Genomic DNA, 23,813 nt, shown 5'->3' with positions numbered 1-23,813 from the left:
CTCACATTCGGAAGACACCGAAGCGGTCGGTGCCGCGTACCGGTGCGTTGCTAGCGAAGGACAGGCACAGCCCGAGGACGGTGCGGGTGTCGCGGGGGTCGATGACGCCGTCGTCGTAGACCCGGCCGGACAGGAACATCGGCAGGGACTCCGCCTCGATCTGGTTCTCGACCAGTTCGCGCATGGCGGCGTCCTGGTCGTCGTCGTAGGGCTGGCCCTTCTTCGCGGCCGAGGCACGCGAGACGATCGAGATGACCTCGGCGAGCTGCTTGGGGCCCATGACGGCGGAGCGAGCGCTGGGCCAGGAGAACAGGAAGCGGGGGTCGTAGGCGCGGCCGCACATGCCGTAGTGCCCGGCCCCGTAGGAGGCGCCGATCAGCACGGAGAAGTGCGGGACGGTGCTGTTGGAGACGGCGTTGATCATCATCGAGCCGTGCTTGATGATGCCGCCCTGCTCGTACTCGGCGCCGACCATGTAGCCGGTGGTGTTGTGCAGGAAGATCAGCGGGGTGTTCGAGCGGTTGGCCAGCTGGATGAACTGGGTGGCCTTCTGCGCCTCTGCGCTGAACAGCACGCCGTTGTCGTTGGCCAGGACGCCCACGGGGTAGCCGTGCAGGGTGGCCCAGCCGGTGACCAGGCCGGGGCCGTAGGAGGGTTTGAACTCGTCGAACTCCGAGCCGTCCACCACGCGCGCGATGACCTCGCGGGGGTCTACGGGGACCTTGAGGTCGGGCGGCATGATCCCGAGGAGCTCCTCGGCGGGCAGGAGGGGTTCGCGGACCTGGCCGGCCGGGGCGGGCCCGGCCTTGGTGTGGTTGAGGCGGGCCACGATGCGGCGGCCGATGCGGATGGCGTCCTGCTCGTCCTCGGCCAGGTGGTCAGCGAGCCCGGAGACCTCGGCGTGCATGCGCGCGCCGCCCAGGGACTCGTCGTCGCTCTCCTCCCCGGTGGCTGCCTTGACCAGCGGCGGGCCGCCGAGGAAGACCTTGGAGCGGTCCCGGACCATGACCACGTGGTCGCTCATCCCGGGGACGTAGGCGCCGCCCGCGGTGGAGTTTCCGAAGACCAGGGCGATGGTGGGGATCCCGGCGGCCGAGAGCTGGGTGAGGTGGCGGAAGGTGCCGCCGCCCGGGATGAAGATCTCCTTCTGGGTGGGCAGGTCGGCGCCGCCCGACTCCACCAGGCTGATCATCGGCATCCGGTTGCGTTCGGCGACCTCGCCGGCCCGCTGGGACTTCTTGAGGGTCCAGGGGTTGCTGGAGCCGCCGCGCACGGTGGGGTCGTTGGCGACGATCACGCATTCCACGCCCGAGACCACGCCCACGCCGGTGACCACGCTGGCACCCACGTGGAAGTCGCTGCCCCAGGCGGCCAGGGGTGAGAGTTCGAGGAAGGGGCTGCCCTCGTCCAGGAGGAGTTCGATGCGTTCGCGGGCCAGCAGTCCGCCCCGGGAGCGGTGGCGTTCGACGTAGCGTTCACCGCCCCCGGCCAGGGCCTTGGCGTGTTCGGTGTCGAGCTCGGCGAGTTTGGCGAGCATGGTGTCCCGGGCCTCGGCGTAGGCCGGACCCCGGGTGTCGAGTCTGGAGGTCAGGACGCTCACGGGCCCTCCTCGGGCAGCGGGGACTGGGTCAGCGGGTTCGGGGGCAGCGGTGAGTCGGCCAGCAGGGACTCGGGGATGGGGAAGCGCCGGGCGCGCAGCCACTCACCGACCCCCTTGGCCTGGGGGTCCTGACCCTCGCGGCGGGCCGTACCGGGGGCGAGCATCCCCTCGATCCAGAAGTTCGCGGCGCGCAGACTCGGCAAGAGGTGGCGGGTGACCTTGAGGTCGGCGGTCTCCGGGAGGAGTTCGCGCAGCGCCTCGACGGTGAGGGTGTGCGCCAGCCAGCGCCAACCCTCGTCCGAGGTGGCCCACACGCCCACGTTGGCGTCGGCACCCTTGTCTCCGCTGCGCGCACCCAGGAGCAGGCCGAGGGGGACCAGCCGGGTGGGCCCGTCGATCACCGGACCTGAAAGCGGTTCCGGCAGCGGGGGTTCGGGGAGCTCGGTCAGTTCCTTGGTGTGTTCGGGGTGCGGGACGCTCTCGCGGTTGCCTTCGGGGGTGATGACGGTGTGCTCGACCTCGGCCGCGGGGACCAGCGCGTGGGTGACCGCCACCCCGTCGGGGCGGGCCTCGCGTGGCGGCGCGGTGAGGTGGAACCCGGCGTAGCTGGCCAGGGCCAGCTCCACGGCGGCGGCGCCGAAGCGGCGTCCGATGACGGCGGGGTCGTGGTCGCGGGCGACCACGCGCAGCCGGGCGGTGGCCTCGTCCTGGGTGTCCCCGTGCGGGTCGCGGGCCGGGGTGAACTCGAAGCTCAGCTCACCGGGCCTGTTGTGGGCCAGGGCGGCACGCATCTGGCGTTCGGCCTGGTCCGCCTTGGCCCGGGCGTCCAGACCGGTGATCAGGAAGTCGACCTCGTTGCGGAAGCCACTGATCCCGGTCAGCCCGACCTTCAACTCGGGCGGCGGCGCCTCACCGCGCACCCCGCTGATCCGCACCCGGTCGTCGGCCTCTTGAACCAGGTGCACGGTGTCCAGGCGCGTGGTGACGTCGGGGCCCGGATAACGCGCGCCCGCGATCTCGTAGACGAGCTGAGCCGTCACGGTTCCCACGGTGACCGCGCCGCCGGAGCGGGCGTGCTTGGTGATCACCGAGGAACCGTCATGAGCGATCTCGGCGATCGGGAAACCGGGGTGGTCCAGACGTCTGTCGGCGAGTTCGCGGGCCAAAGCGTAGTTACCGCCGGTGGCCTGGGTTCCGCACTCGATGACGTGCCCGGCGGCGGTCGCCCCGGCAAGGGCGTCGAGGTCGTCGCGGGTCCAACCGAAGTGCGAGATCGCCGGGCCCACCGCAAGTGAGGCGTCGGTGACACGACCGGTCACGACGATGTCGGCCCCCGCGTCCAGGCAGCGCGCGATCCCGAAGGCGCCCAGGTAGGCGTTGGCGGTCAGGGGCCCGCCCAGATTGAGTTCCTCAGCCCGGTCCAGCAGGTCGTCCCCGGTGACACAGGCGATGCGGGGTTCGAAGCCGAGGTTGTCGGCCAGCTCGGTGAGCTTGTCGGCCAGGCCTCGGGGGTTGAGGCCGCCCGCGTTGGTGACCACGCGGACGCGGCGTTCCATGACGATCGCCAGGCACTCGCGCATCTGCTTCAGGAAGGTTCTGGCGTAGCCCCGGCTCGGATCGGCCAGCTGATCGCGGCCGAGGATGGCCATGGTGAGTTCGGCCAGGTAATCGCCGGTCAGGACGTCCACGGAGCCTTCGGTGAGCATCTCGTGAACGGCCGAGAGCCGGTCACCGTAGAAACCCGAGGCGTTCCCGACCCACAGAGATGTAGCGGTCATGGCAAAGAGAGTGACACCGGACACAGAAAAAAACAAGCACCCATGATTGTTTTTCCCTCAATCGGGCCCATGGCCGAAACCGGCCGCGATTGCCCTGTTACAGATGGCGAAAACGGGATATGCGCCCGGTATTTTGGCGCGCGTGAGTACCTCCTCCGAAGACACCAGCACCACCGCCCCCACCGACGACAAGCCTGAGAGCTCCGAGGTCGCCTCCACCCCCGAGGCCGACTCCACTCCCGAGGCCTTCCTCTCCGGTCAGCACACCGTTCCCCGCCCCAGCCTCTTCGGCGCCGAGACCTTCAGCGTCGCGGGCTTCCTCATGCTGGCTACCACCCTGTTCGCCACCGAGCTCATCGCGATCTTCAGCCGATGGGTCCTCACCCCCTCGATCTCGGAGAGCGACGCACCGAGTGTCGTTGTCCAGGGCTCGCTCACCGGTTCGGCGGTCCTCGCCGGACTGGCCGTGATCTGCGCTGCCATCGCCCTGTTCCGCGCCGGCACCACCACCCGCGCGTGGGCCCGACAGCTGGCCTCGGCGACGATACTGGCGGGCATCCTGTGCGTGATCCTGGCCGTGCTGACCTTCGTCCTGATGCCGACCCCGGTGTACCCGAACCCCTGATTCGTCCCACAACCCACACACGAACCACCCCGGACACAGGACCCCAAGAGGACGGAGGCACAGCCTCCGGCCTCTACCCGTGCCCGCCAGGAACCGCGGCCCGGCTCTTCTACCCGCGTGGGGGGCACTGACCGGAACTTGGTGCTTTTCCGGGTCTGAACAGGCGATTCTTAGGTCCCGCTTATCCGGACCCGCGGGTACGTTGGCCGCGTGAGTACCGCACCGGAAGACAACACCAGGCCCGAGAACACCAACAGCCCCGCAGCAGGTACCCCGCAGCCGAAGTTCGAACCGGGGTTCGCCACGGAGCCCCCCGTCGCGGCTCAGGGCACCGAGCCCGCGGAGGGCGGCCTCGACGGTGCGGAGCACGGTCAGGAGTACGACCACGAGCACGAGTTCGCGGTCGCTCCGGCCGAGCCCCGTACCGGCGGTGCGTTCTCCTCGGAGACCCTGAGCATCGTCGGCGCGGCGCTGCTCGCCGTGACCGTCCTGTCCGGGCAGCTGCTGGAGATCCTCACCAGCATGATCCTGGTCGGCGGCCAGGCCATCGACCCGAACCAGATCCGGCAGATCGAGATGCAGATCTGGATGGGCGGCGCGGTGGCCCTGCTCACCGTGCTCTCCTCGACCCTGGCACTGGCCCTGCTCAACAGCGGCACCCGCCACTGGGCCCGCTGGACGGCCACCGCGACGACGATCGTGGGCTTCCTGTTCGTCCTGGTGGCCGCCGCCTCGTTCCTGCTGATCCCGGAGGCCGCTCCGCAGCAGATGCTGCCGCCCATCATGGACTGACGGCAGGGCCCGCAGAAGTGCATGGGAGGGGCTGGCACCACGCCAGCCCCTCCGCACCCGTGTGTGAACGGTCAGGACACGCGGTCGATGACCAGCGGCTGGACCTTCTGCGCCACCACGTCCTCGATGTCGAAGGCGCCCTCCAGGGCCTGGGCGGCGCGGTCGAAGCGCTCTGGCTCGTCGGCGTGCAGGGTGAACAGCGGCTCCCCCGTCTTGACCTCCTCACCCGGCTTGGCGTGCAGGGTGACTCCGGCGCCGAAGGAGACCGCGTCCTCCTTACGGGCGCGGCCCGCGCCCAGGCGCCAGGCGGCCAGGCCGACCTGGTAGGCGTCCAGCCTGGTCAGTACGCCGTCCGCCGGAGCCAGCACCACGCGGCGCTCGGCGGCCTCGGGCAGGGGCGCGTCCGGATCGCCGCCCTGGGCCCGGATGAGGTCCTTCCAGGCCTGCAGGGCGCTGCCGTCGCGCAGGGCCTCGGCCGGGTCCTTCACGCCGTTCTCGCCCGGGGTCAGCCCGGTCGCGATCAGCATCTCCCGGGCCAGGGCCACGGTCAGCTCCACGACGTCGGCTGGGCCGCCGCCGGAGAGCACCTCCACGGCCTCGGCGACCTCCAGGGCGTTGCCGACCTGGCGCCCCAGGGGTGTGGCCATGTCGGTGAGCAGGGCGACCGTGCGCACGCCGTGGTCGTTGCCGATGTCCACCATGGTGCGGGCCAGTTCACGGGCGGAGTCGGCGTCCTTCATGAACGCGCCCGAGCCCACCTTGACGTCCAGGACCAGGGCTGCGGTCCCCTCCGCGAGCTTCTTGCTCATGATGGACGCGGCGATCAGCGGGATGGACTCCACGGTGCCGGTGACGTCGCGCAGCGCGTAGAGCTTGCGGTCGGCCGGGGCCAGCCCGGATCCGGCCGCGCAGATCACGCCGCCGGTGCCGGTGATGACCTGCCGCATCTCCTCGGTGGACAGCGAAGCCCGCCAGCCGGGGATGGACTCCAGTTTGTCGAGGGTGCCGCCGGTGTGGCCGAGCCCGCGCCCGGACAGCTGCGGGACGGCCGCGCCGCAGGCGGCGACGGTGGGGGTGAGCGGCAGGGTGATCTTGTCGCCGACGCCGCCGGTGGAGTGCTTGTCGGTGGTGGGCCGGGCCAGATCGGAGAAGTCCAGCCGCTCCCCCGAGGAGAGCATCGCCTCGGTCCAGCGGCTCACCTCGGCGCGGTCCATGCCGCGCAGGAAGATCGCCATCGCCAGCGCGGCCATCTGTTCCTCGGCCACATCACCACGGGTGTAGGCCCCGATCACCCAGTCGATCTGCTCCGGGGTGAGCTTTCCCCCGTCGCGCTTGGCTCGGATGATCTCGATGACGTCCATGTCATGTTCCTTCCGTGGTGAAGAAGTACTACGGGGTGGTGCGAGAAAGGCGTCTCCCCGGCCGCCGTGGTTCGACGACCGGGGAGACGCCCGTCGGGTCAGGCCAGCCAGCAGGTCAGGCCAGGTTGTGTGGGCCGAAGGCCTGGGGCAGCACCCGGTCCATGGGCCAGATGCCCTCGGGTGTGTCCACCAGCAGCTCCGGTCCACCGTGTTCGTACAGCAGCTGACGACAGCGCCCGCACGGCATCAGGGTCTCACCCTGACCGTCCACGCAGGCGAAGGCGACCAGGCGCCCGCCCCCGGTGGCGTGCAACGCGCTGACCAGCCCGCACTCGGCGCACAGGGCCAGACCGTAGGAGGCGTTCTCCACGTTGCAGCCGCTCACGGTCCGGCCGTCGTCGACCAGCGCCGCCGCGCCCACCGGGTACTTCGAGTAGGGCGCGTAGGCGTTGGCCATGGCCTCACGGGCAGCCGTACGCAAGGCCGCCCAGTCCACGTCGACAGGTGCGGTCATGACCTGCTCGCCCTCCACTGCTTACCGATGCCAGCGGGTGCGCGCAGCTTCTGGGAAGCCAGCGAGAGCACCAGCAGGGTGGCGATGTGCGGACTGTAGGTGGCCAGCTCACGCGGCAGCGAGTCGGTGCTGAAGTACCAGAACAGCAGGACGATCGCGGCGAGGAAGCCGGCCACCGCGATGCCCTTGCGGTCCTTGCGCACCTGCCACACGGCCACTACCAGCAACACCACGGCCAGAAGCAGCAGCAGCGCGTGGATGGCCGCGCCGCCGCCGCGCAGCTGGAGGGCGTCGGTGTAGCCGAACAGGGTCGCACCCATGGCCAGTCCGCCCGGTCGCCAGTTACCGAAGATCATCGCGGCCAGACCGATGTAGCCGCGGCCGCCGGTCTGACCCTCCTGGTAGATCTGCGAGGCGACGATCGCGAGGAAGACTCCGCCCATCCCCGCCAGACCACCGGAGATGACCACGGCGATGTACTTGAGCGTGTACACCGGCACACCGAGCGACTCGGCGGCGTCGGGGTTCTCACCCACCGAGCGCAGTCGCAGGCCAAAGGTGGTCTTCCACAGCACCAGGTAGCTGATCGGAACCAGCAGGATGGCGATGAGGGTCAGCGCCGACATGCGGGTGGTGAGACCGATGATCAGCGCCGCGAAGTCACTGACCAGGAAGATCCCGCTCTCGGCCACCGGCGCGAGCGCCTCCGGCAACCACGGCACCGTCAGAGTCGGGAACGACGGGGCCGACGGGGACTGGGCCGCGCCGGCACCGGGGATGTCGGCGTAGACCAGGATCGACAGGTAGCGCATGGCGCCCAGGGCGAGGATATTGATCGCCACACCGGACACGATGTGGTCCACCGCGAAGGTCACGGTGGCCACCGCGTGGATCAGGCCGCCGAACATACCGCCCAGGGTCCCGGCCAGCAGGCCGATCCACGGGTCGTTGAAGCTCCACGCGAAGTAGGCGCCGAACCAGGTCCCGAAGATCATCATGCCTTCGAGGCCGATGTTGATGATGCCCGCGCGTTCGGCCCACAGACCACCGAGGGCGGCCAGACCGATCGGGACCGCGAAGGTCAGCGTGGTGCGGACGGTTCCCGCGTCGGTCAGCATGTCCTGGCCGGTGATGACCCGCAGGCCCGCCAGGGACACGAAGACCGCCATCAGCAGGGTGAGAATGCGCCAGCGCGCCCACCCCTTGGGCCGGGACGGCTTGGCCACCGGCTCCATCACGTTGAGTTCCTGGCTCACTGTGCCTCCCCGCCGCGCTTGTCGTCGGTGCCGTCAGTGTCGGAACCACCGGAGGTGCCGTTCTCACCCTCGGAGTCCTCGGCGGAACCGTGGTCCGGGCCGCTGCCGTGGGACACGGCCGCGGGCTCCGGGGTGGTCTCGGTCGTACGACCGAGCTGCTTGCCGATCTGCTGCTGCTGGTAGCGGCGGCCCCAGCGGTGGACGATCTCGTAGACCACGACGACCGTGAGGACGATGGTGGCCTGCGCGATGACCGCGATCTCCTGCGGAATGCCGTCGAAGGGCAGGATGCCCGACGCCTGGGTCAGGAACGCCCAGAACAGGGAGGCGAACACGATACCCACGGGGTGGTTGCGGCCCAGCAGCGCGATCGCGATGCCGATGAAGCCGATCCCGACCGGGAAGTCCAGCGCGTAGTAGTGGGAGCTGCCCAGCAACTGCGGCAGGCCCACGAGTCCGGCGACCATGCCCGAGAAGAGCATGGACAGGAAGACCATCTTCTTGACGTTCACACCGCTGGCCTCGGCCGCCGTCTTGGACTGGCCGGTGGCGCGCAGCTCGAAGCCGAACCGGGTGCGGTTGAGCATGAACCAGTAACCGATACCCACCGCGATGGAGAGGAAGATCAGACCGAAGATCTCCCGCTCCGAACCGAGGAAGGTCGCCGGGATACCGGGGACCCAACCGGACTCGGGGATGGGCGGGGTACCGATGTTGTTGGTGCTGATCTCGACCGCGAGGCGGCCCTCGGTCAGCAGGTAGGCGGTGATACCCGTGGCGATCGCGTTGAGCATGATCGTGGAGATCACCTCGGACACGCCGCGGGCCACCTTGAGGTAACCGGCGATGGCCGCCCACGCGCCGCCGACCGCGATGGCAGTGAGGATGACGACGAACTGGCTGAGCACCGGGGGCAGCACGAGGTAACCGCCCACCGCGGCGGCCATCAGCGCGGCCAGCCGGTACTGGCCATCCACGCCGATGTTGAACAGCTTCATCTTGAAGCCGATCGCCACGGCCACGGCGGCCAGGTAGTAGGTGGTGCTGTCGTTGATGATCTGCACCAGGCTGTTGGGCCGGGTGCCGTACTCCAGCATGCGGTCGAAGGTGGCCAGCGGCGGGATGCCGCTGAAGTACAGCACGGCCGCGGTGACGCCGATCGCGATCGCACCGGCCACCAGGACCGCGGCGAAGGACAGCGCCATCATCGCCGCAAGGCGGTGGAAGAGCACGAACGCCAGAACGGAACCGACGAGCGCGCCGAGCGCGGCCGCGACGGGTTCGAGCAGCTGGAGGTCCAGTACCCAGGAGGAGACCAGACCGGCCACGACCGCCAGGATCAGGGCCATCGGGACGACCAGGACGTTATGGAGGGGTGTGCCCTCCTCCTTGGTCCCGTCGGCCCCGACCCGGCTCTCGTCCGGGGTCATCGGCGCCAGTACCGCCACGAGCGCGAAGGCGAGCGTGACTCCGATGATCAGCGCCGCCCAGTGCAGCAGGAACAGGTCCAGGGCGACGGTGGTCACGACACCCAAGACGACAGCCAGGAGCATCACGATCGGTGCCGCGATGGTGCGGCCTGCGGTGTTACTCATGCCCCGCCCTCGCTCTCGTTCCGGTGGGCACCCTCAGCACCGCTGTCACCTTCTGTGTGCGTCTGCGAGCCCTCCAGCCCGGCACCGGTCATGGCGGAGCCGAGCTGTTCGGGGGTGACGCTGGTCGGGTCGGCCTCCGCGACCATACGGCCGCGCAGGATGACGTGGAGTGTGTCGGACATGCCGATGAGCTCGTCGAGGTCGGCGGAGATCAGCAGGACCGCCAGGCCCGCGGCGCGCGCCTCGCGCAGCTGCGCCCAGATGGCCGACTGCGCGCCCACGTCCACGCCTCGGGTGGGGTGGGCGGCGACCAGGAAGCGCGGGGATCCGCTCATCTCCCGACCGATGATGAACTTCTGCTGGTTGCCCCCGGACAGCGCGTCGGCGATGACGTCGATGTTGGGGGTGCGCACGTCGTACTCGGCGACGATGCGCTCGGAGTCGGCGCGGGCGCCGCTCCGGTTGATCAGGGATCCGTTGACGCTGGGCCGGCGGGTCTGGTGGCCGAGGATGCGGTTCTCCCACAGCGGCGATTCCAGCAGGATGCCGTGCCGGTGACGGTCCTCGGGGATGTAGCCGACCCCGGCCTCTCGGAGGTGCAGCGTGGTCCAGCCGGTGGTGTCCCGGCCCTCGAGGGAGATGGCGCCGGAGGCGATCCGGCGCATGCCCATGATGGCCTCGATCAGCTCGGACTGACCGTTGCCCTCGACCCCGGCGATGCCGACGATCTCGCCCTGACGGATGTCCAGGGTGACGTCGTCGACGACGGGACGCCCCTCGGGGGAGAGTACGGTGACCCCGGTCATGGACAGGACGACGTGGTCGGTGACGGTGGACTCGCGCAGCTCGGGCACCGGGAGTTCGCCGCCGACCATGAGCGTGGCCAGCTGACGGGCGGTGGTGCTGTTCGGGTCGGCGGTGGCCACCGTGGTCCCGCGCCGGATCACGGTGATCTCGTCGGCCACAGACAGGACCTCGTCGAGCTTGTGCGAGATGAAGATGACCGTGAGGCCCTCGCGCTTGAGCTCGCGCAAGTTGTCGAAGAGTTCGTCGACCTCCTGCGGGACCAGGACGGCGGTGGGCTCGTCCAGGATGATGGTCTCGGCGCCGCGGTAGAGCACCTTGAGGATCTCCACGCGCTGGCGGTCGCCCACGCCCAGGTCCTCCATGAGGCGGTCGGGGTCGATGCCGAGCCCGTACTGTCCGGACAACTCCAGGATGCGGGCCCGAGCCCTGCGGCCGATGCCGTGCTTGCGCTCGGCGCCCAGGACCACGTTCTCGAGCACGGTGAGGTTGTCGGCCAGCATGAAGTGCTGGTGCACCATGCCGATGCCGTGCTTGATGGCGTCGGAGGGCGAGTTGAAGCGCACCTCTTGGCCGCGGATGTAGATGTGGCCCTCGTCCGGCTTGTGCATGCCGTACAGGGTCTTCATCAGCGTGGACTTACCCGCCCCGTTCTCGCCGACGATGGCGTGCACGGTACCGGGAGCCACGGTGATGTCGATGTCGTGGTTGGCCACGACGCCGGGAAAACGCTTGGTGATCCCGCGCAGCTCAACGGCAGCGGGTCCGTTCGACCCGCCGCCCGATGGCGTGCTGCTCATCAGACTCCTCTGTGGGAACTTGCGGCGGGGCGCGGCGGGCCTGTAATCGGCCACGGCCGGGACGCCTTCGTCGCGGTGCGGCTACCGGGTGGAGCCGAAGAGGGCTCGCCCCTTCGGCTCCGTTTTCGTGACGTCAGGTCACGACGCGGGCCCGGCGCCCGCTCCTGTGCTGTGTCCCGTGCCCGTTACGGCTGAGTGGGAACCTCGATGTCACCATCGATGATCTGCTGCTTGAGCTCGTCCAGCTCCTCCTGGATCGGCTCGATGGCCTCCCCGTTGGAGGTGGTGTAGTCGACGCCGCCGTCGCTGAGGTCGAAGCGCTGGATGCCGCCCTCGACGTTGCCGTCGACGGCCGCGCTGATCAGCTCGAAGACCGACACGTCGACCTGCTTGATCGCGGAGGTCAGGACGTACGGCTTCTGCTCGTCCTCGGCGTTCTCGTACTGGTCGCTGTCGACACCGATGAAGGTGAACTCGTTCTCGACGGCGGACTGGAGGATGCCGTTACCGGAGGCGCCGGCGGCGTGGTAGATGACGTCCGCGCCGCGGTCGTACTGTGCCTGGGCGGCCTCACGGCCCTGGGCCGGGTCGTTGAAGCCGGCGAAGTCCGGCGGCTGGCTGAGGTAGTTGATCTCGACGTCGATGTCCTCGTTGACGTGCTCGACGCCCGCGAGGAACCCGGCCTCGAACTTACGGATCAGCGGGGTCTCGACACCGCCGATGAAGCCGACGTGGTCCTCCTCGGTGGTCAGCGCCGCGGCGGCACCGGCCAGGAAGGAGGCCTGCTCCTCGGCGAAGACCAGGCTGGTGACGTTGTCGATGCCCTCGATCTCGGAGTCGACGATCGCGAAGTCGACCTCCGGGTAGTCGGGGGCGACCGACTGAACGGCCGCGTCGTAGGCGAACCCAACCGCGATGACGAGGTCGTAGCCCTCCTCGGCCATGGTGGCCAGGCGCTCTTCCTTGGCGGACTCGGCCTCACCGTCGGCGGGCTCAAAGTCCTGGGTCTGCACGCCCAGTTCCTCGGCGGCCTGCTCCAGGCCCCGGTAGGCGGAGTCGTTGAAGGAGCGGTCACCACGGCCGCCGACGTCGTAGGCCAGACCGACCTGGAGCTCGGAGGCGGTTTCTCCGTCGCCTCCGCCGTTGCCGCCACCGGCGGCACCGTCGTCTGTGGCGTTGTCACACGCGGTCAGTGCCAGCACACCCGCCGCTGCGACCGCGGCGAACTTGGCTGCGTTGCTGCGCTTCACTAGAAAGTCTCCCCTTCGCCCTCTCAGCGGTCCGCATTCCGCGCGGAACCGACCTGAGTTCTGTTGCCGGACGATATCCGCTGGCCGAAAGTACACCTAACCAACGGACGGAGTTGTTATGAAGGCGAGAGCAGAGTGACACGGGGCCTTACTTGGAAGTTACCAAGAGCACACCGAATCTGGGCAACTAGCGGGCTATTCGCTGTTATTGACCTCGCCCTCCACGCGGAAAACCAGCGCCGTGACCGTCCGTATCGTGATCTTCACTACTCCCAACGGGCCCCACATCGCCCCAACCGGTCTAGACCGGGCTAACCCACTTCGACCCCGGCGCCCTCGGGTCCGGACCCCTTCACAGCGCCCTCCCCGGCCCCTCCTACCGCTCTTGCCCCTCCTCGAGGAAGGCAGCCACGGCCTGCTTGAAGACCCTGGAGGAGACCGCGTTGGCGTGGTCCCGGCCGGGAATCTCCACAAAGGAGGCCCCGCAGCGTTCGGCGAGCTCCGCCGCACCCTCGGCCACGGTGTCCTTGACGCCCGAGACCAGGAGCATCGGGATGCCCTGGGGGCGCGGCTCCTCCTGGAAGGGGCGGGAGGCCTGCCCCCGCACACAAGCGGCCAGCGCCGCGGCGTCGTTGCCAGGCAGGGCGGCGACGGTGCGGTAGACGTGGTCGAACGGGCTGTCGCCCGCGCCGGGCTCGGCCGTGTCCAGACCGGCCAGGGCATTGGCCGGGCCGAAACCGCCCAGGACCAGGCGGCGGACCCGGTCGGGCGCGGTGAGCGCGAGCTCCCAGGCCAGCCGGGACCCCATGGAGTAGCCGACCACGTCGACGCTGGTCACACCCAGTTCATCGAGCATCGCCAGGATGTCGGCGACGAAGTGTTCGGGCAGGTAGAGCCCGCTGTCGGTGGGCTTGTCACTGGCCCCGTGGCCACGCAGGTCCGGGCCGATCACCCGGCGCCCGGCCGCCTCCAGCGCGCGCGGCCAGCCCGCGGCGCGCCAATTCATGTCGAAGTCGGTGCCGAAACCGTGCAACAGAAGCACCGGTACGGAGTCCGTCGGAGCGGGTGAAGGCAAATCCGTATAGCGCATTGTCACGTCTCCGACGAGATTCGCGGTCATGAATCCTTCCGTTTCTTATGCCGGGGGTGGGATTTGATCGAACAGACGAAGGCCCATTCAGATGTTTCTATAAACGGTTGGCCTGTTTGGCGTGTTCCGCTTGTGTCGACATCCGAACGGACCCTCATCATTGGTGGGACCTTTGGCGCATCGGTTGACACTCCGTGTCAGCGGCCCGGAGTGAGCACAACCGGCTGACCGGATCAGTCCGTCGGTGGCTTGAGCCGGACCCGGCGCTTGGGCTTGGTGTCCTCGGTCGGGACCCGGCCGACGATCCCGGCCTGCGGGGCGCTCTCCTCGACCTGGACTGCGAAGGTCACCAGCGGGTCACCGACCGGAACCACCTGCTCCTCCTCGGCGTGCAGCTCCACCACGCGCCCGGCCTTGGGCGAGGGGATGACCACGGCCGACTTGGTGGTCTCCACCTCGACCAGCGGGTCGTTGCGGCCGATGGTGTCCCCGACCGAGACCTGCCACTCCAGGACGGTGGCCTCGACCAGCCCTTCCCCCAGGTCGGGGAGGGTGAAGGTGATGTTCTCTTCTGCCATGTCGGCTAGTACTCCAGGGTTCGCTGGACCGCGAGCAGGACGCGGTCGATCGTCGGCAGGTACTGGGGCTCGAGCGGCCCCGCCGGGTAGGGGACGTCGAATCCGGTGACGCGCTGGACCGGGGCAGCCAGGTCACGGAAGCAGTTCTCGGTGATGAGGGTGGACACCTCGGCACCCAGCCCGGCAGTGAGCGGGGCCTCGTGGACGACCACGGCGCGCTTGGTGCGGGCGACCGAGGCGGCCAGCCCGGCGGCGTCGATGGGCTTGAGCCAGCGCAGGTCCAGGACCTCCAGCTCGACCCCGTCCTCGGCGGCGAGCTCGGCGACCTGGAGGCACTTGTGCACCATCGCGCCCCAGGCGACGAGGGTGGCGTGGCGGCCGGTGCGCACGATCCGGCTGGTGCCGATGGGGTCCGTGGGCTCGCTGAGCTGGACCGGGCGGCGGTCCCAGTAGCGGGCCTTGGGCTCCATGAACACGACCGGGTCGTCGGAGCGCACCGACTGCAACAGCAGGCTGTAGGCCTCGGCGGGGTCGGAGGGGGCGGCGACCTTCAGCCCGGGGGTGTGCGCGAAGAGGGCCTCGAGGCTCTCGCCGTGGTGTTCGGGGGCCTGGATACCGCCGAAGGAGGGCAGGCGCAGGGTGATCGGCATGGGTGCGGCGCCGCGGGTGCGGTAGTTCATGCGCGCCACCTGGTTGACGATCTGGTCGATGGCCGGATACGCGAAGCCGTCGAACTGGAGCTCGGGGACCGGCCGCCAGCCGTTCATGGCCAGGCCGACCGCCATGCCCATGATGGCGGACTCGGCCAGCGGGGTGTCGAAGACGCGCTGGTCACCGAACTCCTTCTGGAGTCCGTCGGTGACGCGGAAGACCCCGCCGAGGGCGCCGACGTCCTCACCGAAGACCAGGACGTCGGGGTCCTCGGTGAGCAGGGTGTGCAGGGCCCGGTTGATCGCCTGCTGCATGGACAGCTCGACCGTGCGGGGCCCGACCGCGGCGTCGGTGTGCTCGTGCTCGATCAGCTCTGTCACAGCTCGACCTCTTCCTGCCAGGTGCGGTGCTGCCGGGTCAGCTCCTCGGTGGTCTCCCGGAAGACGTGCGTGAACAGTTCGGAACCGTCGGGTTCGGGGGCGCTGGCGACCCCGTCCCGGATCTGCTCGGCGCGCTGGGCGGCCTCGGTGGCGACGGTGGCGAAGAAGGCCTCGTCGGCGTGCCCGGCCTGGAGCATCGCGGTACGCAGCAGGTCGATGGGGTCGCGTTGGCGCCAGCGTTCGGCGACGGCCTCGTCGCGGTAGCGGCCGGGGTCGTCGGAGGTGGAGTGGGGTTCGACGCGGTAGGTGAGCGCCTCGATGACGGTGGGTCCGCCGCCCTCGCGGGCGCGCTGGACGGCCTCGGCGGTGGCCGCGTAGACCGCTCCGGCGTCGTTGCCGTCGACGAGGACGCCGGGCATGCCGTAGCCCTCGGCGCGCGCGGCGATGGAGCCGCCCGCGACCTGGCGTTCGTTGGGCACGGACAGGGCCCACTGGTTGTTCTGGCAGAAGAAGACGACCGGTGTCGTGAAGACCCCGGCGAAGTTCATGGCCTCGTGTACATCGCCCTCGGAGCTGGCACCGTCACCGAAGTAGGCCATGGCCACACCCTGGTCGCCGCGCAGTCTCTCACCGACCGCCCAACCCACGGCGTGCGGGACGGGTCCGCCGACCACGGCGTTGATGGCACCGAAGCGGGAGCCCATGACGTCGTAGAGGCCGCCGTGCCACAGGGCGCGGTGGGTGGCCATGTAGCCGACCATCTCGACGCCGTAGGCCAGGGCGACGGCCATCTCACGGTAGGTGGGGAAGACGAAGTCGCGGGCGGGGTCGAGCGCGGTGGCGCTGGCGACCTGCGCGGCCTCCTGCCCCCGGACGGAGACGTAGGCGGGGAAGACGCCCTGGCGTTGCAGAGCGATGGCCTCGGTGTCCAGGTCGCGCGCGGTGCGCATGTCGCGGTAGAGGCTGCGGGTCAGTTCGGGTGCCAGGTGCGCCACGGTGATGGCGCCCTGGCCCGTCGACTCTTCGGGTGGCATGTCGAGCGGCTCCCAACGTGGCCCTGCGCGCGTCGTGGCGCGGTCGGGGCTCGGGGTGGTCACGGTATGCCTTGATTCTCCGGCTAACTGGACAGTTACGCTAGATATGTCCGAACAGTCGATACATCAGCGGACGAAGAACCTCGTTTCGTCCCCAAATGTCTAGGCTTGGACATCTCACGCGAGGGAAAACGACACACAGCGCCAAACATCACGAATCGCCATCAACACCTTGACCACCGGAAGCCACCCGAGCGTTGCGATCCGAGCACGAGGGGTGTGCCCGACAGGCGAGAGCGAGCACCTTCGCCAGCCCCGCCCACAGGAGTCGTTGTATGTCCTTACAGATACGACAAATATGACCGGAATGGGCCCTCAAGCGAGAATTTCTGACTGAATCAGGACAGTTCGGTGTAGTTACTGGCCAGTCGGGGAAACTCACGCTCCATCCCGTGCGTCAACCATGAGTACAGTCGGAACCCCTCCGCCACACACCCGTTTGGCGGTTCACACAAGAAGTACGGGCGCACCATCCCCCGATCCCCCACCCCGGCCCCCCACATCCGACGAACGTGCGCCCAGCATCTCGCCGACTGAGATTTCAATGGACGAAAACAACGTTTACCTGGTACTTCCTTAGCTCCCTGTCAAAGATGACAGCAAGGAGCTGAGCACTGCGACAAGAGCACACGAGGAGCACGCACATGGCCATGGGCGAACAGCGCAGGAGCGGCCGGCGGCCGGACTCGACCGACCAGACCATTCTGAGCGCGCTCGCCAAGGACGCTCGGACCGGCATCACGGAGATCGCCGCACTGGCCAACGTCTCCCGGGCCACCGCCTACAACCGGATCAAGCGGCTCACTGACGAGGGGGTCATCCGCGGCTACTCCGTGGTGACCGACCACTCCAAGATGGGGCTGGGCGTCACCGCGCTCGTGCTCATCTCGGGCAGTCAGCCTGACTGGCGGGCCAACCGGGAGATCCTCTCCTCCTACCCCGAGATCGAGTACTGCTGGTACGTCGTGGGATCGGCCGACATCGTCCTGCTGGTCCGCGTCGCCAACACCAACCAGCTGCGCGACCTGATCCTGAGCCGCCTCCAGTCCCTCCCCGGTGTAACGTCCACCCAGACGCTCACCGTCATCGACGAGGTCGTGCACCGACCTGTCGTCGAGCCGTCCGAGGGGAGCGAGTGACCCCGCCCCTCCCCCGGATCATCCCCTGACCGCCTCGGCGACCGACGCCATCAGTTCGGCCAGCAGTTCCGAACCGCGCGCGCGGATGGCAGCGACGTCGTCGTCAACCCCCAACACCACCTCGGCGTAGGCCTTCAGTTTGGGTTCGGTCCCCGAGGGGCGCAGCGTCACCCGCCCCCACACCCCGCCCCCCAGCTCGAAGCGCAGCGCGTCGGTCGGCGGCAGCCCTTCGCGACCGTCGGCGAAGTCGACGACCCCCGTCACCTTCAGGGGGCCGAACGCGGCGGGCGGTTCGGCGCGCAACCGCCGCATCGCCGCGGAGATCTCCGAAAGGTCCTCCACCCGCACCGACAGCTGGTCGCTCAGGTGCAGGCCGTACTTACGGGCCTGGTCGTCGAGCAGGTCCACCAGGGTGCGCCCGTGGCTCTTGGCCTCGGCCGCCATCGACAGCGCCAGCAGCGCCGCGCTGATCCCGTCCTTGTCGGCCACCGGACGGCCCCGGTCACCGCCCGCGCAGTAGCCCAGCGCCTCCTCGTAGGAGAACACCCGCTTGTGCCCGGGAGCGCCCGCGCGGGCCAGCCACTTGAACCCGGTCAGGGTCTCCTCGTAGTGCACGCCCCGGTCCCGGGCGATCTTGCCGAGCAGACTGGAGGAGACGATCGAGGTGGCCACCACCCGGTCGTCGCCGCTCGTGTGGTCGAGCACGTACTGGGCAAGCAGACCGCCTACCTCGTTCCCGGTGAGCAGACCGTGCCCGGGAACCGCCAGCGCCAACCGGTCGGCGTCGGGGTCGTTGGCCACCACCAGGTCGGCCCCGCGAGTCCGGCCCGCAGCGAGGGCCAGGTCCATCGCCCCCGGCTCCTCCGGGTTGGGGAAGGCGACCGTGGGGAAGTCCGGGTCCGGCTCGAACTGCTCGGCCACCACCGCCGGAGCCGCGAAACCGGCCCTTTCGACCGCCTCCATCAGCACCCGGCCGCCTACCCCGTGCATGGGCGTGTAGACCACCGAGAGGTTCCGGGGCCCCTCCGGCACCAGCGCGGTCACCGCGTCCAGGTACCCGGCGACCGCCTCGGGCCCCAGCACCGTCCAATCCTCGCCCAGCGGGAGCGCGCCGACCGGCCCCACCGCATCGATGGCAGCGGAGATCTCGGTATCCACCGGGGAGACGATCTGGGATCCCGCGTCGTCACCGGACCCGCCCACGTAGACCTTGTAGCCGTTGTCCTGGGGCGGGTTATGGCTGGCGGTCACCACGATCCCGGCGTCCGCGCCCAGCGCGCGCAGGGTGTGCGCCAGCACCGGTGTGGGCAGTGGTTCGGGCAGCAGGGACACCCGGTGCCCGGCCCCGGTCAGCACCGCCGCGCTGTCCCGCGCGAAGTCCGCCGACCGGTGCCGGGCGTCATAACCGATCACCACGTGCCTGCCGCCTTCGCCCAGCCACGCCCCGATCCCCGCGGCGGCGCGCATGACCACCACCCGGTTCATCCGGTTGGGCCCGGCCCCCAGCGCACCGCGCAACCCCGCCGTACCGAACTCCAGCCGGGCGGCGAAGCGATCGGTGAGATCGGCCAGGGCCTGCCCGTCCCCGACCTCCACCCTGGCCAGCAGGGCGCCCAGTTCTCCCCTGGTCACGGGGTCGGGGTCCTGGTCCAGCCATTCCCTGGCCTGGAGGAGAAGGGCGGAGTCGAGCATGGGGAGGTCCTTTCCGAATGACGAGTCCGGATGGCGAGCCACCGGGGGTGTTCTTTCCCGTTCGACCGCCGGGGAGGGTGCTGCAAGACGAGACAAGCCGCTAGCGAGGAACGAGCGTCAGGCGCCGTCGAGGATGAAGCATCCCTCCGCAAAGGCGGAGAACACGGGCCAAAGCGAAGCGGAGGCCCAAAATCAGATCTCTCAGATCTTGGCCACGATGTCGGCGAGCAGTCGGCCCACGGTGGCGGCGGAGTCGCGGCCGGTGGCCAGGACGTCCTCGTGGTCGAGGTTGGCGCCCTCCAGCCCAGCGGCGATGTTGGTGACCAGGGACATGCCCAGGACGCGTGCGCCGGCCTCGCGGGCGGCGATGGCCTCCAGGACGGTGGACATGCCGACCAGATCGGCGCCCATCGCGCGGAGCATCCGGATCTCGGCAGGGGTCTCGAAGTGCGGGCCGGGCATGGCCGCGTAGACGCCCTCGGACAGGTCGGGGTCGACCTGGCGGGCGATGGCGCGCAGCTCGGACGTGTAGGTCTCGGTGAGGTCCACGAAGTTCGCACCGGCCAGCGGTGACTGCGCGGTCATGTTGATGTGGTCGGCGATGAGCACCGGCGAGCCCACGGCGTAGTCGGTGTTGATGCCGCCCGCCGCGTTGGTGAGCACGATGGTCTTGGCTCCCGCCGCGGCGGCGGTGCGGACGTTGTGCACGACCACGTCGGTGCCGTGGCCCTCGTACAGGTGGGTGCGGCCCAGGAAGGCGAGCACGTTGCGGTCGCCGTCGGCGATGCTGCGGATGGTACCGCTGTGGCCGTCCACGGCCGGGGGCAGGAAGCCGGGCAGTTCGGCCGAGGCGAACTCGTCCTTGGAGTCGCCGATCAGGTCGGCGGCGGTCGCCCAACCGGACCCCATCACCAGGGCCACGTCGTAACTGTCCACACCGGTGCGCGAACGCAGCTCGGTTGCGGCTTCCTCGGCCACGGCCTGGGGTGTGCGAGTCACTGCGCATTCTCCGTTCGTCGGTACCGCGTGCGCGGTTCGGGGTGGGTTGCGGGTTCCGGGGTTGTGTGAGCCCGGGTTCTGGCAGGCGAGCTGAGGGGGCGCACCATCACGTCCTGGGGGCCCGCACTGCCGGGGACGACCTTGCCGGTGAAGTCGAATCCCGCGGCCCGGTAGGCGCGCTGCGCTGGCTGGTTGGCCTGATTGACACACAGCACGATCCGTTCGGCGTGCGGTGCGACCTCGGCGACCAGCCGGTCCAGCAGGGGCGCGGAGCACGAGGCCCGACCGACCCCCCGGCCCTGCCATTGTGGCGTGACGTAGTAAGCGCGCATCAGTACGGCGCGCTCCGGCGCGTCGACCAGTTCCGAGCCGATCACGCGGTCCAGGACCCCGAACCCGGCGCAGGCGACCCGCGCCGAGTCCGGGCCGGTCAGCGCGCCGTCCAGGGCCACGATCGCGTACGGGACGCGTTCGGGGTCCTGGTCGGCATCGGGCAGGGTCCTCACGGGCAGGCCGGTGAAGCGCAGCTGCTCGGGCGGGAGGTCATGCTCGAGCACGGCCTCGCGCAGCAGGACGGCCTCGGCGGACCCTGTGTCCAGCCGGACCAGGCGCACCTGGGTGGTGTCCCAGCGCCCGGCCGCCCTCTTGCGTGAACCCCGCCAACGCGTCATCGGGGCTCCGGGAGCTGGGGGACGGGGTGGTAGCCGGTCTGCACCGGCCGGGAGAGCACCCTCTGCATGCCGTGTTCGCCCGCGTCGTAGCGGCGCCCGGTGGGCGTGAACCCGGCGGCGCTGTACGTACGTTCCCCCAGCTCGTTTCCGTCGTTGAGGCACAGCACGATCTGGGTGGCCCGCGGATCCACGGCAGCGACGAACAGGTCGAGCAGCGGGGCGGCACAGGCGGCCCGGCCGATCCCCCGACCCTGGTGTTCGAGAGCGATGTAGAAGGCCCTCAGCTGTACGGCGTCGGCCGGATCGTCGACCAGATCGCGTAGCTGGCCGACCCGGTCGATGATGCCGAAGCCCACACAGGCGTCCAGGACAGCACTCCGCTCTGTCAGGGTCCCAGAGTTGAGGACGATCGCGTACGGAAAGCGTTCCGGGTCCTCGTCGGCACGCGGCAGGGTGTGCACCGCCTCGTCGACGAAGCGGCGCTGGTCGGGGGCCACCCGTTGGCGGGGCAGGACCTCGCGCAGCAGGGCCACCTCGGGGGTGGTGCGGTCCAGGCGGACCAGGCGCAGCCCGGGGACACGCTGGGGTTCGGGCACCTCGACCTGTGGGACGAAAGGATCGGGAGTGCTGGTTTCGGCCTGCTCGGGGGTGTTCGCTGACACCGTTCCTCCACTCGGCTGTCGGACCGGGCCCGCCCCGGAAAGTGGGGACGGGCCGGGCCGCCAGTCTTACACCCCGACCGGGTGCCAGACCGTCTTGGTCTCCAGGAAGGGCGTCAACCTGGAGGTTCCGGGGTCGGTGTCGAGCCAGGCGTCCTCGCCGCCGTCGGCCTCGGGTCCGGGGCGCAGCACCCGAGTGAGGGTGGTCGCCGCGTCCCGCTCGAACTCCACCACCGAGTCCCCGGCCCCGGTCAGGTCCAGGGCGTTGACGTCGGCGTGCGAGGCCAGGTGCGGACCAATCTCCGCGGCCTTGCCGGTGAGCAGGTTGACCACACCACCGGGCAGGTCGGAGGTGGCGAGCACCTCGGCCAGCTCGATCGCGGTCAGCGGCGCCGTCTCGGAGGTGACCACCACGGCGGTGTTGCCGGTGGCGATGACCGGGGCGAGCACCGAAGTCAGCCCGAGCAGCGGGGCGTCCTGCGGTGCGAACACCGCGACCACCCCGGTGGGTTCGGGTGCGGAGTGGTTGTAGAACGGCCCAGAGACCGGGTTGGCCCCGCCCAGGACCTGGGCGAACTTGTCGGTCCAGCCCGCGTAGTACACCCAGCGGTCCACGGCCGCGGACACGATCCGGTCGGCCTCGGCCGCGGACAGCCCCTGGGCGTCCACGAGCCGGGCGGCGAACTGGGCGCGGCGCCCCTCCATGACCTCGGCGACCCGGTACAGGATCTGGCCGCGGTTGTAGGCGGTGCGCCCGGACCAGCCGCCGAAGGCCTTGCGGGCCGCGCCGACGGCGTCGCGCGCGTCCTTGCGGGAGGCCAGCGAGGCGTTGGCCAGGTGGGTGCCGTCCGCTGAGGTCACGGGGTAACTCCTGCCCGACTCCGAACGCGGGAAGGCCCCGCCGAGGTAGAGCTTGTAGGTCTTCTTCACGGCCAGGCGCGCCGGAACGGCAGCCGACTCAGCCGGCTGGGCCGCCGTCTCGGTCTCAGCCGACTTGGCGGCCTTGGCCTTGGCGCCGCCCTTAGCAGCGCCCTTCTTCTTGTTCTCGCGCCGCTCAGCCAAGGTAGGCCTCCAAACCGTGTCGCCCGCCCTCGCGGCCGTATCCCGACTCCTTGTAGCCGCCGAAGGGGCTGGTCGGGTCGAACTTGTTGAACGTGTTTGACCAGATCACACCGGCGCGCAGGCGCTCGGCGGTCCACAGCATGCGGGAGCCCTTCTCGGTCCACACCCCCGCGGACAGCCCGTAGGGGGTGTTGTTGGCCTTGGTCACGGCCTCCTCCGGGGTGCGGAAGGTCAGCACCGACAGCACGGGGCCGAAGATCTCCTCGCGCGCCACCCGGTGCGCCTGGCTGACGCCAGTGAGCACGGTGGGCGCGAACCAGTAGCCGCGCTCGGGCAGGTCGCAGGCGGGCGACCAGCGCTCGACGTTCTCCTCGTCGGCGGTGGCGGTGAGCTCGCGGACCCGCTCCAGCTGGGCGGCGGAGTTGATCGCGCCGATGTCGGTGTTCTTGTCCAGTGGGTCACCCAGGCGCAGCTTTTCGATCCGTGCCTTGAGCCGGGGCAGGAACTCCTCGGCGACGGACTCCTGGACGAGCAGGCGCGAACCGGCGCAGCACACGTGGCCCTGGTTGAAGAAGATGCCGGAGACCACGCCCTCCACGGCCTGGTCCAGGGCAGCGTCGTCGTAGACGATGTTGGCGCCCTTGCCGCCCAGCTCCAGGGTGACGCGCTTGTCGGTCCCAGCCACGGCGCGGGCGATCTGGCGGCCGACCTCGGTGGAACCGGTGAAGGCGACCTTGTCGGTGCCCGGGTGCTCGACCAGGGCCCGGCCGGTCTCCCCGGCGCCGGTCAGGATGTTGACCACACCCGGGGGCAGCTCCGCCTCCTGACAGATCTGCGCGAAGACCAAAGCGGTCAGCGGGGTGGTCTCGGCGGGCTTGAGCACCACGGTGTTGCCGGTGGCCAGGGCCGGGGCGATCTTCCACGCGAGCATGAGCAACGGGAAGTTCCACGGGATGACCTGTGCGGCCACGCCGAGCGGCTTCGGGTCGGGGCCCAGCCCGGCGTGGGCGAGCTTGTCGGCCCAGCCGGCGTAGTAGAAGAAGTGCGCGGCGACCAGCGGGAGGTCGACGTCGCGGGTTTCCTTGATGGGTTTGCCGTTGTCCATCGACTCTAGGACGGCCAGCTCGCGCGAGCGCTCCTGGATGATCCGGGCGATGCGGAACAGGTACTTGCCGCGTTCGGCACCGCTCATGCGGCTCCACACGGTGTCGTAGGCGCGTCGGGCGGCGGCGACGGCGCGGTCGACGTCGGCCGGGTCGGCCACGGCCACCTGGGCGAGCTTCTCCTCGTCGGCCGGGTTGAGCGAGGTGAGGTACTCACCGCTCTGCGCCGGGGCGAACTCGCCGTCGATGAACAGGTCGTAGGTCTCGCGCAGGCTGACGACGGAGCGGGACTCCGGTGCGGGCGCGTACTCGAAGATCAC

At 69.7% G+C, this 23,813-nt stretch carries 21 protein-coding genes; 3 read left to right on the top strand and 18 right to left on the bottom strand.

Translation table 11 applies throughout. The features are described from left to right. Position 1 precedes the first annotated feature (1 nt). Positions 2-1,600, bottom strand: a complete 1,599-nt coding sequence (locus D457_RS0115495) for an acyl-CoA carboxylase subunit beta (RefSeq protein WP_017581581.1) — start codon at positions 1,598-1,600, stop codon at positions 2-4. After that, the gene (locus tag D457_RS32655; RefSeq protein ID WP_039831323.1) at positions 1,597-3,378 is read right to left on the bottom strand and encodes an acyclic terpene utilization AtuA family protein; all 1,782 of its coding nucleotides are present in this window, start codon (positions 3,376-3,378) and stop codon (positions 1,597-1,599) included. Before D457_RS32655 ends, D457_RS0115495 begins: the two co-directional genes overlap by 4 nt. Positions 3,379-3,520: 142 nt before the next feature. Between D457_RS32655 and D457_RS0115485 the strand changes: the two genes are divergently transcribed. Then, positions 3,521-4,003 (top strand): hypothetical protein, encoded by a 483-nt coding sequence (locus tag D457_RS0115485; protein ID WP_017581579.1) that lies wholly within the window; start codon positions 3,521-3,523, stop codon positions 4,001-4,003. A gap of 210 nt (positions 4,004-4,213) precedes the next feature. Next, positions 4,214-4,795, top strand: coding sequence for a hypothetical protein (locus tag D457_RS0115480; protein ID WP_017581578.1), 582 nt, complete (start codon positions 4,214-4,216; stop codon positions 4,793-4,795). 71 nt (positions 4,796-4,866) lie between these two features. Here D457_RS0115480 and D457_RS0115475 read toward each other — a convergent pair whose 3' ends face one another. The 10 genes from D457_RS0115475 to D457_RS0115430 all read right to left on the bottom strand — a co-directional run bounded on the left by D457_RS0115475 (position 4,867) and on the right by D457_RS0115430 (position 16,108). Continuing rightward, on the bottom strand, positions 4,867-6,156 hold the full coding sequence (locus tag D457_RS0115475) for a thymidine phosphorylase (RefSeq protein WP_017581577.1): 1,290 nt from the start codon (positions 6,154-6,156) through the stop codon (positions 4,867-4,869). Between the two features lie 115 nt (positions 6,157-6,271). After that, entirely contained in the window at positions 6,272-6,688 is a 417-nt protein-coding gene (locus tag D457_RS0115470) for a cytidine deaminase (protein ID WP_017581576.1), read from the bottom strand. Further along, complete coding sequence (locus D457_RS0115465; RefSeq protein ID WP_017581575.1) at positions 6,667-7,926, bottom strand: ABC transporter permease; 1,260 nt, start codon at positions 7,924-7,926, stop codon at positions 6,667-6,669. Before D457_RS0115465 ends, D457_RS0115470 begins: the two co-directional genes overlap by 22 nt. Next, complete coding sequence (locus D457_RS0115460) at positions 7,923-9,521, bottom strand: ABC transporter permease (RefSeq protein ID WP_017581574.1); 1,599 nt, start codon at positions 9,519-9,521, stop codon at positions 7,923-7,925. Before D457_RS0115460 ends, D457_RS0115465 begins: the two co-directional genes overlap by 4 nt. Next, on the bottom strand, positions 9,518-11,125 hold the full coding sequence (locus tag D457_RS0115455) for an ABC transporter ATP-binding protein (protein ID WP_017581573.1): 1,608 nt from the start codon (positions 11,123-11,125) through the stop codon (positions 9,518-9,520). The genes D457_RS0115460 and D457_RS0115455 overlap by 4 nt, the downstream gene beginning before the upstream one ends. A 185-nt stretch (positions 11,126-11,310) precedes the next feature. Continuing rightward, positions 11,311-12,375 carry a BMP family lipoprotein gene (locus D457_RS0115450; protein WP_017581572.1) on the bottom strand — a complete coding sequence of 355 codons (1,065 nt, stop codon included), beginning with the start codon at positions 12,373-12,375 and terminating at the stop codon, positions 11,311-11,313. Positions 12,376-12,751: 376 nt separating this feature from the next. Beyond that, a complete protein-coding gene (locus tag D457_RS32650) occupies positions 12,752-13,495 on the bottom strand; it encodes an alpha/beta fold hydrolase (protein WP_026116680.1) in 744 nt (247 codons plus the stop codon). A 203-nt stretch (positions 13,496-13,698) separates the two neighbouring features. Continuing rightward, the gene (locus tag D457_RS0115440) at positions 13,699-14,043 is read right to left on the bottom strand and encodes a biotin/lipoyl-containing protein (RefSeq protein ID WP_017581570.1); all 345 of its coding nucleotides are present in this window, start codon (positions 14,041-14,043) and stop codon (positions 13,699-13,701) included. Between the two features lie 5 nt (positions 14,044-14,048). Then, complete coding sequence (locus D457_RS0115435) at positions 14,049-15,074, bottom strand: alpha-ketoacid dehydrogenase subunit beta (protein WP_017581569.1); 1,026 nt, start codon at positions 15,072-15,074, stop codon at positions 14,049-14,051. Then, positions 15,071-16,108, bottom strand: coding sequence for a thiamine pyrophosphate-dependent enzyme (locus D457_RS0115430; RefSeq protein ID WP_017581568.1), 1,038 nt, complete (start codon positions 16,106-16,108; stop codon positions 15,071-15,073). Before D457_RS0115430 ends, D457_RS0115435 begins: the two co-directional genes overlap by 4 nt. 704 nt (positions 16,109-16,812) lie before the next feature. Here D457_RS0115430 and D457_RS0115425 point away from each other — a divergent pair. After that, entirely contained in the window at positions 16,813-17,307 is a 495-nt protein-coding gene (locus D457_RS0115425; RefSeq protein WP_017581567.1) for an Lrp/AsnC family transcriptional regulator, read from the top strand. 18 nt (positions 17,308-17,325) lie between these two features. Here D457_RS0115425 and D457_RS0115420 read toward each other — a convergent pair whose 3' ends face one another. The 6 genes from D457_RS0115420 to D457_RS0115395 form a co-directional block, all read right to left on the bottom strand. Then, positions 17,326-18,999 carry a phospho-sugar mutase gene (locus tag D457_RS0115420; protein ID WP_017581566.1) on the bottom strand — a complete coding sequence of 558 codons (1,674 nt, stop codon included), beginning with the start codon at positions 18,997-18,999 and terminating at the stop codon, positions 17,326-17,328. A gap of 201 nt (positions 19,000-19,200) precedes the next feature. After that, positions 19,201-19,998, bottom strand: coding sequence for a purine-nucleoside phosphorylase (locus D457_RS0115415; protein ID WP_017581565.1), 798 nt, complete (start codon positions 19,996-19,998; stop codon positions 19,201-19,203). Next, positions 19,995-20,669: a GNAT family N-acetyltransferase gene (locus D457_RS0115410; protein WP_017581564.1), complete on the bottom strand. Its 675-nt coding sequence runs from the start codon at positions 20,667-20,669 to the stop codon at positions 19,995-19,997. Before D457_RS0115410 ends, D457_RS0115415 begins: the two co-directional genes overlap by 4 nt. Further along, positions 20,666-21,331 (bottom strand): GNAT family N-acetyltransferase, encoded by a 666-nt coding sequence (locus D457_RS0115405; RefSeq protein WP_017581563.1) that lies wholly within the window; start codon positions 21,329-21,331, stop codon positions 20,666-20,668. Before D457_RS0115405 ends, D457_RS0115410 begins: the two co-directional genes overlap by 4 nt. Before the next feature lie 66 nt (positions 21,332-21,397). Beyond that, on the bottom strand, positions 21,398-22,390 hold the full coding sequence (locus D457_RS0115400) for an aldehyde dehydrogenase family protein (protein WP_017581562.1): 993 nt from the start codon (positions 22,388-22,390) through the stop codon (positions 21,398-21,400). Continuing rightward, entirely contained in the window at positions 22,383-23,813 is a 1,431-nt protein-coding gene (locus D457_RS0115395; RefSeq protein ID WP_017581561.1) for an aldehyde dehydrogenase family protein, read from the bottom strand. The genes D457_RS0115400 and D457_RS0115395 overlap by 8 nt, the downstream gene beginning before the upstream one ends.

The sequence above is a fragment of the Nocardiopsis valliformis DSM 45023 genome (genome assembly GCF_000340985.1).
GTDB classification, from domain to species: domain Bacteria; phylum Actinomycetota; class Actinomycetes; order Streptosporangiales; family Streptosporangiaceae; genus Nocardiopsis; species Nocardiopsis exhalans.
This window is presented reverse-complemented; position numbering and strand designations above follow the sequence as displayed.

What these genes read in the sequence shown, in the direction of transcription:
- D457_RS32655 (WP_039831323.1), bottom strand. Translation starts at nt 3,378, where the DNA reads ATGACCGCTACATCTCTGTGGGTCGGGAACGCCTCGGGTTTCTACGGT.
- D457_RS0115475 (WP_017581577.1), bottom strand. Translation starts at nt 6,156, where the DNA reads ATGGACGTCATCGAGATCATCCGAGCCAAGCGCGACGGGGGAAAGCTC.
- D457_RS0115460 (WP_017581574.1), bottom strand. Translation starts at nt 9,521, where the DNA reads ATGAGTAACACCGCAGGCCGCACCATCGCGGCACCGATCGTGATGCTC.
- D457_RS0115455 (WP_017581573.1), bottom strand. Translation starts at nt 11,125, where the DNA reads ATGAGCAGCACGCCATCGGGCGGCGGGTCGAACGGACCCGCTGCCGTT.
- D457_RS32650 (WP_026116680.1), bottom strand. Translation starts at nt 13,495, where the DNA reads ATGACCGCGAATCTCGTCGGAGACGTGACAATGCGCTATACGGATTTG.
- D457_RS0115440 (WP_017581570.1), bottom strand. Translation starts at nt 14,043, where the DNA reads ATGGCAGAAGAGAACATCACCTTCACCCTCCCCGACCTGGGGGAAGGG.
- D457_RS0115430 (WP_017581568.1), bottom strand. Translation starts at nt 16,108, where the DNA reads ATGCCACCCGAAGAGTCGACGGGCCAGGGCGCCATCACCGTGGCGCAC.
- D457_RS0115425 (WP_017581567.1), top strand. Translation starts at nt 16,813, where the DNA reads ATGGCCATGGGCGAACAGCGCAGGAGCGGCCGGCGGCCGGACTCGACC.
- D457_RS0115420 (WP_017581566.1), bottom strand. Translation starts at nt 18,999, where the DNA reads ATGCTCGACTCCGCCCTTCTCCTCCAGGCCAGGGAATGGCTGGACCAG.
- D457_RS0115410 (WP_017581564.1), bottom strand. Translation starts at nt 20,669, where the DNA reads ATGACGCGTTGGCGGGGTTCACGCAAGAGGGCGGCCGGGCGCTGGGAC.